This window comes from Corallococcus praedator (assembly GCF_003612125.1).
Classification (GTDB): Bacteria; Myxococcota; Myxococcia; order Myxococcales; family Myxococcaceae; genus Corallococcus; species Corallococcus praedator.
In genome coordinates this window covers 1-11219 of record NZ_RAWI01000317.1, presented here as the reverse complement: position 1 = coordinate 11219, position 11219 = coordinate 1, and the positions used below count along the sequence as shown (strand labels likewise).

The 11219-nt window shown below is 68.0% G+C and carries 11 protein-coding genes and 1 tRNA gene; 2 read left to right on the top strand and 10 right to left on the bottom strand.

What is annotated here, in order from left to right; all coding sequences use genetic code 11:
* From D7Y13_RS30610 to D7Y13_RS30600, 3 genes are all read right to left on the bottom strand, one after another.
* Positions 1-455, bottom strand: a 455-nt coding sequence (locus tag D7Y13_RS30610) for a fatty acid desaturase family protein (RefSeq protein WP_500683185.1), incomplete at its 3' end; no start/stop codon positions are given.
* 143 nt (positions 456-598) lie between these two features.
* Positions 599-1657: a hypothetical protein gene (locus D7Y13_RS30605; RefSeq protein ID WP_120630856.1), complete on the bottom strand. Its 1059-nt coding sequence runs from the start codon at positions 1655-1657 to the stop codon at positions 599-601.
* Between the two features lie 106 nt (positions 1658-1763).
* Positions 1764-1839 (bottom strand) — tRNA-Thr (locus D7Y13_RS30600).
* 301 nt (positions 1840-2140) lie between these two features.
* Between D7Y13_RS30600 and D7Y13_RS30595 the strand changes: the two genes are divergently transcribed.
* On the top strand, positions 2141-3691 hold the full coding sequence (locus D7Y13_RS30595) for a Glu/Leu/Phe/Val family dehydrogenase (protein WP_120538205.1): 1551 nt from the start codon (positions 2141-2143) through the stop codon (positions 3689-3691).
* An 87-nt stretch (positions 3692-3778) separates the two neighbouring features.
* Here the strand turns inward: D7Y13_RS30595 and D7Y13_RS30590 are convergent, their stop codons facing one another.
* Positions 3779-4138, bottom strand: coding sequence for a PilZ domain-containing protein (locus D7Y13_RS30590; RefSeq protein ID WP_120538204.1), 360 nt, complete (start codon positions 4136-4138; stop codon positions 3779-3781).
* Between the two features lie 188 nt (positions 4139-4326).
* On the opposite strand from D7Y13_RS30590, the gene D7Y13_RS30585 reads away from it, so the two are divergent.
* Positions 4327-4962 carry a DUF6066 family protein gene (locus D7Y13_RS30585; protein ID WP_120585879.1) on the top strand — a complete coding sequence of 212 codons (636 nt, stop codon included), beginning with the start codon at positions 4327-4329 and terminating at the stop codon, positions 4960-4962.
* Positions 4963-4980: 18 nt separating this feature from the next.
* On the opposite strand, the gene D7Y13_RS30580 is transcribed toward D7Y13_RS30585, so the two are convergent.
* From D7Y13_RS30580 to D7Y13_RS30555, 6 genes are all read right to left on the bottom strand, one after another.
* Positions 4981-6516 (bottom strand): trypsin-like peptidase domain-containing protein, encoded by a 1536-nt coding sequence (locus D7Y13_RS30580; RefSeq protein ID WP_199732971.1) that lies wholly within the window; start codon positions 6514-6516, stop codon positions 4981-4983.
* Between the two features lie 153 nt (positions 6517-6669).
* Positions 6670-7266, bottom strand: a complete 597-nt coding sequence (locus D7Y13_RS30575; RefSeq protein ID WP_120533572.1) for a nucleotide exchange factor GrpE — start codon at positions 7264-7266, stop codon at positions 6670-6672.
* Positions 7267-7350: 84 nt separating this feature from the next.
* The gene (locus D7Y13_RS30570) at positions 7351-7599 is read right to left on the bottom strand and encodes an RNA polymerase sigma factor region1.1 domain-containing protein (RefSeq protein ID WP_120533571.1); all 249 of its coding nucleotides are present in this window, start codon (positions 7597-7599) and stop codon (positions 7351-7353) included.
* Between the two features lie 102 nt (positions 7600-7701).
* Positions 7702-9747, bottom strand: a complete 2046-nt coding sequence (gene ftsH / locus D7Y13_RS30565; RefSeq protein WP_370450755.1) for an ATP-dependent zinc metalloprotease FtsH — start codon at positions 9745-9747, stop codon at positions 7702-7704.
* Positions 9748-9896: 149 nt separating this feature from the next.
* Positions 9897-10730, bottom strand: a complete 834-nt coding sequence (locus D7Y13_RS30560; protein WP_341870450.1) for a hypothetical protein — start codon at positions 10728-10730, stop codon at positions 9897-9899.
* Positions 10731-10837: 107 nt separating this feature from the next.
* Positions 10838-11200: an NUDIX domain-containing protein gene (locus tag D7Y13_RS30555; RefSeq protein WP_244222392.1), complete on the bottom strand. Its 363-nt coding sequence runs from the start codon at positions 11198-11200 to the stop codon at positions 10838-10840.
* Positions 11201-11219: the final 19 nt, after the last annotated feature.

Here is an 11219-nt window from a genome sequence, read left to right as displayed (position 1 = left end):
CCCAACAGCCACCCCACCCCGACCCCCAACGCGAGCCCGATGGCCGCGTGCAACACATACGGAAGGAACCAGAGTCCGGAGCGGGTCAACGTGCTCAGCGGGAACTCGAGGTCCTTCGCGTAGCGGGTGTACTCCGGCTTCTCCTTCAGCAGCCCGATGATGACCTTCTTGTAGTTGCGCAGTTGCTCCAGCCCGATGCCCAGGATGCCCACGTTGACGGGCGAGTGCGGATCCAACGGCGTGTCCGAGTGCTCGTGGTGCAGCCGGTGCATCACCACCCACGCCTTCGGATCCAGGCCGGTGAGCCAGTTGCCACCCAGGATGACGGCCCTGCGCAATGCCGGGTGGAGCCGCACGGCCTTGTGCGCCACGGAGCGGTGGTAGCCCACCGTGATCATGAGGATGTTGAGCAGGTACGTCCCAAGGAAGGTGGCGCCACAGACGGCCAGGTACATGGGGGCTCCAGCATCGCCGTGGTGTTACCGACGAGTAGGTTACTTTCAGGTAACCTACTGACCAGTAGCCTTGAGGTCAACCTGGCGGCCTGCCTTGCCCTCCGCCACTGCGTTGAATGGGGTGCCGTCACCCAGAAGGGATTTCAGGGAGGCGATGCCGGAATCAGGTCGCGGATGTTGCGAAGCCTGTCCACCATTCCCTGGATGACTTCGTGATGTTCCACGCCGAGTTTCGGATGGAGAGGAATGACTGGGGTGTCCCGCCAGCTTGGATCGCGGAGGATCATCGGTGGCGGCTGCAATGAAAGTGGATGCAGGGCTTGCAGCAAGTCATCCCAGGAGTTCCTGTCGCTGGGAAACTCCAGCCAGAAAGGCGTTTCTGCCAACGTGTGCCAGCGCCAGGGACTCAGGTAAAAGTAGAAGTCATGCCCTGCGATCCGAACCGTCCGATAATAGGACAGCTTGGAGCCGCCGCTCGGTCCCCGAACACAAATCTTCTGCTCGACGGCGGACTCACAGACTTCATCGACGAGGGCCCCGAACTGGAAGATCCGCTGCCCGATGCCTGCCGACAACTCCTCCTGACGCAGCGGAAGAAAAGCCGTCGTATCCTCCCGCGTGCACAATCCCAGGAGCTGGTTCAGGTTCTCGGAGGAAACACGGTCCCCCTGGGAGAGGGCCGCACTCTGGAGGCTCTCCAGGAACGGCTTCCAGGCGGAGATGGCGAGAAACCTGTTCGGCCCCACTTGAGCAACGGACTGTCGCTCACTCTCGAAAGCGGCAGCTTCCTGGAAGCCCTCCTTGCAGCGCACCAGAAGCTCTCGCCACAGCATCTGGCGCCGTGCTTCCGGCACGATGAACAGCAGCGTCGTCGGTCTATCTGACGGAAGCGCCCGAAGGCACGACACGGGCTGGTGGTCGGTCAGCCCCGCCCAGAACTTCGCTTCAATGAAGAGGACCGGAGCGCCGCTCTTGTCAGCGCCGCGCAGATCCGGACGTGCGGCGTTCTCCTCGCTTTGCTGCGCCGAGAAGGACACCACCTGTGGCGGAGGAACCCCCAACCCCTCCAGGAATCGCAGGACCGCCTGACGCAGGTACTCGTTCTGGCGCAGGATGAACGCGAGCGCCTCCGTGGCCACGTTTTCAGGATGGGCGCTGAGACGTGACGCCAGATGCCCCAGCAAGCTGTCGTGAGGGTTCATGCGCGAGAGCCTTCAGCGACGAGGTCGCGGGCTCAAGGCCTTCGCGCGTTCCACTTCCCGAAAACAAAAAAGGCCGGCTGCCCAGGGGCAACCGGCCTTCTTCTTTTGGAGCCGACATCCGGATTTGAACCGGAGACCTACTGATTACGAATCAGTTGCTCTACCAACTGAGCTATGTCGGCGCGACGGCTGAAAGCGGCGCGTAAGTACCATCCACGTTCTGGGCCCGCAAGCAGAATCTCCACCCCTGCTTCACCGCCCGCCGCCACCGCCGCTTCTTCCATCCAGAAGCCCTGACATTCATGACACGGCGCATTCGGTGGAGTGACACACCGCGTCGGCTAAGTGCGCGTCTTTTCTCCACAATTTGGAGAAATGCCGGACTCCGCAGCGGTTGACCCCCTGTTGAGCCTGTGCACATAAGGGCCCCGCTTTCCCCTGTGGCCCCCATTCAGGGTGGGCCCTCAAGGAGCACATTCCATCATGGCCAGCGAAGAGACTTTCATGCGCGCCCCGGCCCCTACGCCCAAGCGCACCATCTACACGGAGGCGATGGAGATCTTCCACTTCGCGGCGGATCTCATCGGCCTGGACAAGCGCGTGCGTCTGGAGCTCGAAGAGCCCGACTACGAGCACATCTTCTACGTCACCGCGAAGCTCAAGGACCGGCTCGTCCCCCTGCTGCCCGAGGAGGCCAAGTCCTTCGCCGACCTGTCCGTCACCCAGGTGCGCAACACCGAGGGCCTGGAGCGCCTGGCCAACGGCAACATCATCCTCAACGGCCGCGCCCTCCTGGGCTCCGACGTCGCCATCCGCCACGGCCACCTGCGCCTGCCGGACGGGCTCGTCTACCAGCTGGTCCCCGGTGAGTCGCAGCGCTTCAAGGCCTACCGCGTCCAGCACAACCAGGCCCGCGGCCCCTACAAGGGCGGCCTGCGCTACCACCGCGAGGTGTCCCTGGACCTCTTCAAGGCGCTCGCCGCGGAGATGACCTGGAAGACCGCCATCGCGGAAGTCCCCTTCGGCGGCGGCAAGGGCGGCATCCAGTTGGATCCGCGCGAGTACGGCCGCGAGGAGATCGAGGCCATCACCCTGCGCTTCATGTACCGGCTCAAGAGCCTCATCGGGCCGAACATCGACATCCCGGCGCCGGACGTGGGCACGAACCCGGAGATCATGGCGCTGCTCTACCGCCAGTTCTCCGACGGTGAGCGCGAGCGCCACAACCTGCGCGGCATCGTCACCGGCAAGGACGTGCGCATCGGCGGTTCCGAAGGCCGCGGCAAGGCCACCGGCCAGGGCGTCGCGTTCTGCATCGAGGACTACTACGCCGACCGCGGCGAGAGCGTGAAGGGCAAGACCTTCGTCCTCCAGGGCTTCGGCAACGTGGGCAGCCACGCCGCCATCATCCTGGGCAACATGGGCGCCCGGCTGCTCGCGGTGAACGACGCCGACGGCTCCATCTTCAACGGCGACGGCATCGACGTGAACGCGCTGGCCGCCTACGTGTCGGACCCCAAGAACCTCAAGCGCTCCGTCATCGGGTTCCCCGGCGCCCAGCGCATCGAGAAGAAGGACCTCTGGGACGTGCAGGCGGACATCCTCGTCCCCGCCGCCCTGGGTGGCGAAATCACCGCCGACGTCGCCGAGCGCCTCAAGGTGAAGCTCATCGCCGAAGGCGCCAACGGCCCCACCACCCCGGAAGCCGACCGCGTCCTGCAGAAGCGCGGCATCGAGCTCATCCCGGACATCATCGCCAACGCCGGCGGCGTGACGGTCAGCTACTACGAGTGGATCCAGAACAAGCGCATGGAGCGCTGGAGCGAGGCGGAAGTCGATCAGCGCCTCGAGCGCGCCATGAAGCGCAACTACCGCATCATCCGCGACATCTCGCGCAACCAGCCGCGCAAGACGGAGATGCACGACAGCCGCCCGTACTGCATCGGCAAGGCCGTGGACAGCCGCTGCGCCGCGATGATCCTCGCGCTCAAGCGCATCGAGGCCCACTACCTGCTCGAAGGCTTCTCGCAGTAGGCATCCGCGTCAAAGCCGCTTCGAGTCCCACGCCCGGGGCACGGTGTCTTCCCTCTTCGAAGGGGAAGGGCCGTGCCCCGCGGTCTTTCAGTGCATCACCCGCTCGCGGTCCACCAGGAGCAGCGGCGCGTCGTCCATCGTCTCGTACGCCACGATGCGCAGGCCCACGCCACGGCTGTTGCCCGGACGCCCGTCCTTGCGCCCGAAGGCCAGCGCCACCTGGTAGCGCACCTCGCACAGGCACGTCATCTCCGTGCCGTCCTCGCCCGCGAACGTCACCTTCAGCTTCTCGCCCAGGCCCAGCGAGTCGCGCACCTCGATGAACATGCCCCGCGCGCTGATGTTGCGGCCGATGCCCCGCATCATCCCGTCCTGCGTGGACAGGTACACGGTGAAGATCTTGTCGAATCGGAGGTGGTTACGACGTTCCTGCGGCTGGGTGTTCATGGCGGGGAGAGCCTCCGAAACAGGGGGTGACAGGGACAAACTACATGGTGGCTACATGTAGGCAACTTATCTACCTACATCCACCCCACCCCACCAAGCCCCACCCATGGGAAAGCCCTGCCCCCGGCGCGTCCGGAAGTGGCAGCATCCTCCGGGTCGTCATCCCCCTCTTCTTGGGAGTTCCCGCCGTGAATCGCTTCCTGGCCGCCGCCTTTGCCCTCCTTGTGCCCACGCTCGCCCTGGCCGACGTGGACTCGCGCTTCGCGAAGCTGCGCGACGAGTCCGAGCCCCTGGGAGCCCTGGGGGCCTTCCTGGAGAAGTACGTGGGCGAGTGTGACGGGGCCTTCGTGGACCCGCAGTGCAAGGCCAACGCGGAGGCCTTCCGCAAGAAGTACACGGGCAAGCGCCTCTACATGATCATCACGGAGGACGACGCCACCATGCTGTCCGGGGGCGACTTCAACCCCGGCACCAACGAGTACACCATCAACATCACGCCCTTCTTCGGGGGCGGGAAGTACGCGCTCACCCACGGGGCGCCCAAGAAGACGGACGCGCAGGGCAACCCGGTGATGAGCTACCTCACGGTGAGCGGCACGGCGCCGGACGGGTGGAATGGCGGCGTCTTCAGCCGCCTGTTCTCCACGCGGGGCGTGCGCGCGCAGGTCGTCTTCACGCCGCAGAGCGTGTGGACGCTGCCCAAGAAGGGCGGCGGGAAGAACTACGGCGTCAACGCCCGCATCGAGTCCGTGCTCCTCACCGAGGGCCGCAGCGGCGGGCACATGGGCCTGTGGCTCAACGGCAAGGACGCCCCGAAGAAGTAGCCCCGGGCGTCCCCGGCTTCAGCGGGCGATGGCGATGTACTGGAGCGCGTCGCCCCGCTGGACGCGCAAGAGGATGCTGGCCCCCGCGCTGCCCCGCTCCAGGGCGGCCTTCACCCCGGCGGCGTCCTTCACCCGGCGACGGTTCACTTCGGTGATGACGTCGCCGGCGCGCAGGCCGGACTGCTCCGCCGGGCCGCGCGGGACGACGCCGGACACCAGCGCGCCCAGGAACGCCTCGTAGCCCAGGGGCGCGGCCACCTCCGGCGTCAAATCCCGGAGCACCAGCCCCAGGTCGTTCGCGGTGCTGCCCCCCCGGTTCGTCAGGCCCTCCGTGGCCTCCTGCGCCGGGCGCGCCACCAGCCGCACCGCGACCTCCTGCGTGCCGCCCTCGCGCAAGAGCGTCAGCTTCGCCTCCGTGCCCGGCGCGAGCAGCGCCACCTTGCGCAGCAGCTGCAGGTAGCTGCCAATGGGCCGGCCGTTCACCGCCACCAGCCGGTCCCCGGGACGGATGTTGGCAGCGGCGGCGGGGCTGCCCCGGTAGACGTCCTTCACCACCGGCGCCGTGGTGGTGGAGTCCTCGCCATCCTCGTTGATGACGACCCCCAGCCAGCCGCGCTCCAGCTTGCCGTTCTCCCGCAGGTTGGGCAGCAGGTCCTTCACCAGGTTGATGGGCACCGCGAAGCCGATGCCCTGGCCCTCGCTGATGATGGCGGTGTTCACGCCAATCACCTCGCCGCGCATGTTGAAGAGCGGGCCGCCGGAGTTGCCGGGGTTGATGAGCGCGTCCGTCTGGATGAAGTCGTCGAACTGGCCCACGCCCAGCACGCGCTCCTTCGCGGAGATCATCCCGTGCGCCACCGAGTGGTCCAGGCCGAACGGGTTGCCAATGGCCACCACCCAGTCGCCCACCTCCAGCACGTCCGAGTCCCCCAGGTACACCGCCGGCAGTGTCCCCAGCCCCGCGCCGCTCAGCCGCAGGAGCGCCACGTCCGTGGACGCGTCGCGGCCCACCACCTCCGCGGGGAACTCGCGGCCGTCCGCCAGCCGCACCGACACCTGCTGCAGGGGCACCTCGCGCGGGCCGCCCTTGTCGGGGGTGACGCCGGAGCCGGACGGATTCACCACCGGGCCCTGGGCGTTGGCCACCACGTGGTTGTTGGTGACGACCAACCCGTCGGGTGTCAGCACGAAGCCGGAGCCGGTGGAGCGCTTCACCGCGCCCGGCAGCGCGCCGGGGCCCACGGTGGTGATGTTCACCACGCCCGCCTCCACCGCGCGGATGAGCGGCGCCAGCGACGTGGGGGGCACGAAGTTCGGAACGCCCGCGCTCCCGGCCGGGCGCTCGCGCCACAGGGCGGACACACCAGCCGTGCCCTCGGTCGCGGACGACGGGGGCGGTGGGGCGGCGAAGTAGGCGGTGTGCTCGCGCACCCGGGCCTGGAGCCAGGGCGGGAGCGGATCCTCGGCGGCTTGCGCCACCGGGGCGGAGGCCACCGCGAGAAGAAGGCTGAACAGTCGGACGGACACGGGGCGGCAGCTTACACGGCGGGCCATGGCGTCAGGCCCCAACAGACCGCCCGGCACCACCCTTCCCGGCGCATGAGAGGCCAGGAAGGGGGCCAGCCCCCGGAAGGTTCGCTGGGAGCGTCAGAAGAAGCGGTGCCAGAGCCTCGCCAGCACTTCGCCCCAGCGCCTGGGGACGGCCCTTCAGGCCTGCGCCGGGGCCACGTACCGGGCCACCTTCACCCGGGCCGGGCGGATGATGCGATCCTTCAGGCGGTAGCCCGCGCGGAACTCGGCCACGACCTTCTGGTCGTCGTCCTGCACCGGGGTGATCTCCATGTCCACCGCCTCGGCGACGTTGGGATCATAGGGACGGCCCACCATCTGGATGCGCTCGATGCCGGTGGCCTGCGCCTTGGCCAGGAGGCTGTCGCGGATCATCCGCACGCCCTGGGCCAGCGGCGAGGTGTCCTGGTGGCTGGAGGCCAGCGCCAGGTCCAGCTCGTCGATGGCCTCCAGGAGCGTGCCGGCGACGTTGCCGCGCTCCACGTCGATCATCCGCTCCCGCTCGCGCGTCAGCCGCTGCTTGAACTCCTCGCGGTCCTTGTTGAGGTCCTGGTAGGCGCGCGCCAGCTCATTCACCCGGCGGCGAGCCGCCTCCAGCTCCGTCTGGAGCCGCGTCACCTCGCCGTCCGATGCGGCCTCGCGGTCCTCCGGAAAGTCGGTCGGGGAAGCCTCCCCCGCCTCGTTGGCGGGGGACTGCGTCTCCGGGGTCTCGTCGCTGCGGGGCTTGCCGTCCATTGTCGAACCTGCACCAGGGGGTTGAAAGAGCGGACCTTGATACGCGGCGCGAACCTAACCGCGAGGGCGCCCCTGTCAACGCGGCTAGTGGTTGGAAGGAGCCGAAGGTGGGGCCTCGGCCATGAAGCCGTGATCCACCTGTCCCGTCACCTCGTCGATGATCTCCACCTGCGCGGCCCGGAGCGAGTAGTAGAGAAGCCACCGCTCGGCGGCCGTCAGCGTCCCCGGAGGCAGCGCCTCCTCGATTTCCTGCACCGTGAGTCGGCCGTCCTTGAGGCCCTTGGCGAACAACGACTTCCGCGCGACGTAGCTCTTCCCAATGCGGTTCTCCACGGCGACGCCTCCTTGTCTGCCAAAAGTAATTTCGCCCACCGGCCACCGCAGGCTGGCGGTGGATCCGGTGGGCGAAGGTCTGCCCGGAGGGCAGGCAAGCACTCAGGAATCGAACTTGCCCTGCGTGTGCTGCGTGGGCGGCACCACCGGTTCAGACTCGTTGCCTCCCACCGGATGCGCCGAAATCACCGTGCGCGCCTCCGGATGCAGCAGGCCCCGCCGCGCCAGCACCTTGGGCCCCAGGATGGCCGTCATCGCCTCCTCCTCGATGACCTCCGTCGCCAGGAGCCTTGCCGCCAGCGCCTCCACCTTCTCGCGATTCACGCTGAGGACCTCGCGGGCGCGGTCCAGCGCCTCGGAGACCATCTTGCGGACCTCGTCGTCGATCATCCGGGCCGTCTGTTCGGAGTAGCTGCGCGACTCCGGCAGGCCCGCGCTCCTCAAGAAGCCCGGACCCTGGTCTCCGCTCAGCGCCACCGGACCCAGGCTGCTCATGCCGTAGTCGCGGACCATCATCTTGGCGATCTCCGTCGCCTGCTTGATGTCGTTGGAGGCGCCCGTGGACACCTCGCCGATGAAGAGCTCCTCCGCGGCCCGGCCGCCCATCATCCCCGCCATCTTGTCGCGCAGCTCGTCCACGGACATGAGGTAGCGATCTTCCAGGGGCAGCGACATCGTGTAGCCCAGCGCCGCCAGGCCTCGCGGGATGATGGACACCTTGGTCACCCGCTCGGCGTACGGCAGCATCCAGCCCACCACCGCGTGGCCCGCCTCGTGGTGCGCGACGATCTCCTTCTCGCGCTCGTTCATGCGGCGGTTCTTCTTCTCCAGACCCGCCACCACGCGCTCGATGGCCTCCTCGAAGTCCGCCCGCATCACCGCGTCGCGGTTCTTGCGCGCGGCCAGCAGCGCCGCCTCGTTCACCACGTTGGCCAGGTCCGCGCCGGCGAAGCCCGGCGTGCGGGAGGCGATCTGCTTCAGGTCCACGTCGGTGCCCAGCTTGACGCCCTTGGCGTGGATCTCCAGCACCTGCTCACGGCCGCGCTTGTCCGGACGGTCCACCAGCACCTGCCGGTCGAAGCGGCCCGGGCGCATCAGCGCGCTGTCCAGAATCTCCGGACGGTTCGTCGCCGCCAGGATGATGAGGCCCGCGCGGCTGTCGAAGCCGTCCATCTCCGCGAGCAACTGGTTCAGCGTCTGCTCGCGCTCGTCGTGGCCGCCGGCCACACCTGAGTTGCGGCTCTTGCCGATGGCGTCCAGCTCATCGATGAAGATGATGCACGGCGCCTTGGCGGTGGCCTGGGCGAAGAGGTCGCGGACCCGGGCCGCGCCCACGCCCACGAACATCTCCACGAACTCCGAACCGGAGAGGTTGAAGAACGGAACGCCCGCCTCACCGGCGACAGCCCGCGCGAGCAGCGTCTTGCCCGTGCCCGGAGGGCCGACGAGCAACACACCCTTGGGGATGCGGCCACCCAGACGGCGGAACTTCTCCGGCGTCTTGAGGAACTCGACGATTTCGCGAAGCTCGTCCACGGCCTCGTCGACGCCAGCCACGTCCTTGAAGCCCACGCCGGTGTCGTTCTCCGCCTGGACCTTCGCGCGCGTCTTGCCGAAGCTCATGACGCTCTGCGGACCCTGGCCCATGCCGCCGGACATCCGGCGCATCATGAAGCTCCAGAAGAGGATCAGCAGGCCCATGGGGATGAGCCAGATCCACAACACCTCGCTGAAGCTCGACTGCGGCACCGCCTCGAACTGGATGCCCTTCTGCTCCAGCAGGGGCACGAGCCCCTCGTCCCCGGGGACGCGGTAGGCCATCCACGGCAGGGCGCTGGGCTCGCTGCGCAGCGTGCCCTTGTCAGCCGGAGGTGGCTGGGCGTTGTCCTTGAGGAAACCCTTCACCCATTCGTTGGAGATCTGCACCCGGCTGAACTGGCCGTTCTCCACCGCGTCGCGCAGCTGGCTGTACGACACCCGGCGAACACCCGCGTCCTGAAACACGTTCCGGAACAGCAGGAACCCCAGGACGAGCAGGAGGATGTAGCCCAGTGGTGAGCCGAACTTGAACCCACCTTTCGTGGGTGTTGGCTTGTCGCTCTTCTTTCCGCGCGGGCCCATCCCCGGCGGCAGGTCCTGTGGCTTCATCGTCGGCACGCTCGCCCTCCCCCTCCCCCGTACACACAGACGACATGTCGTGTGACGGTTCCCTTAGCCGGCCAAAGATGGTCACCTCCGCCAAGCCGTCAACCGCCGGTCGTGACGGGATGACAACTGAGGCGCGCCGAAGTGTTGGATCAGCGGCAATCCACGCGGACCAGGGGCTCCCCCGTGAACTCACTGCCCAGCAGGTAGCCGCGCCCATCCTGTAGAAAGGTAATGGCTTCGGCCTGGGCCTGGCTGGCGCCGGGCACTTCCACCACCTGCGCCTGGATGAGGTCCTCCAGGCGCTTCGCCCCCGGCTTGCGGACCTCCCAGACGCGCGTGTACGTGCGCACCAGCAGGCGCTCGCCGGACGGGTGCAGCGAGGCGCCGGTCGTCAAACGGTCCACGTCTTCGGGCACGCGCAGGGTGCCCAGCTTCGTGGCCTTGCCGGAGCCGCCCGGCTTGAGGCCCTCCACCGCGTACAGGTCGCCCAGCGACGCGCGCGTCTTCGTCAGCACCGCGATGCGGCCGGAGCGCGCGTCGATGATCAGCGACTCGGTGTCGTGCGCGCCATCCACATAGGTGAAGGGCAGCGCCTCCACCGGGAGCGTGGCGTCCGCGAGCGTCTCCGGCTCCGGCAGGCGGAAGAGCCGCACTTCCTTGCGGCGCTCGAAGTTGTCGCCGGTGTCCGCCAGGAAGACGCAGGTGGCCTTCTGTCCCGGCTCGCACGGCCCCACCGCCACGTCCTCGATGTCGCGGGGATCCGCGCCGGTGAGCGTCAGCGTGGCCTTCACCGCGCCCGCCTCATCCAGGGCGAACAGCTCGAAGGCGTTGTTGGAGTCGTTGTGTCCCCAGAAGATGCCGGGGTGACGCTGGCTGGCGGCCAGGCCCGACAGCTCCGGCACCTGCCGGGGCACGGTGCCCGTCTTTCGGCCGTCCGCGTAGAGCACGCAGCCTTCCATGCCCGTGGCGGGCACCTGCTGCATGCCCGCGTCGGGGGCGTTGGAGGCGGAAGGAACGGGGCGGGAGCTGGAGCAGGCGCACGCCAGCAGGAGGCCGGCGACGGCGAACAGGCGCGAGGAGGGGCGCACGGTCAGTGGTCCAGGTCCAGCAGCCGGGCCAGCGTCTTGGCGTCCGCGTCGGGGAAGCGGTACTGCCCCATCTCCTCCAGCGCCACCCAGCGGTGGTCATGCACGCGCAGGTGGTGGATCTCCGAACCGCTGTCGCTCAACTGGCAGCGGAACACGCGGAAGTCGATGTCGTAGGTGGGGTACTCGTGGTGGGTGTGCATCACCTGCTCCAGCACCACGATGCGGACCCCCATCTCCTCGTAGAGTTCGCGGGCGAGCGCCGCCACGCCCAGCAGGAACTGCTCCAACACGATGCGCTCCACGCTCGCGTGCGCCAGGGCCAGCAGGTGGGTCTGCACCTGGTTGAAGGCCTCGAACGCCTCCACGCCCGCGGTGAGCCGCTTG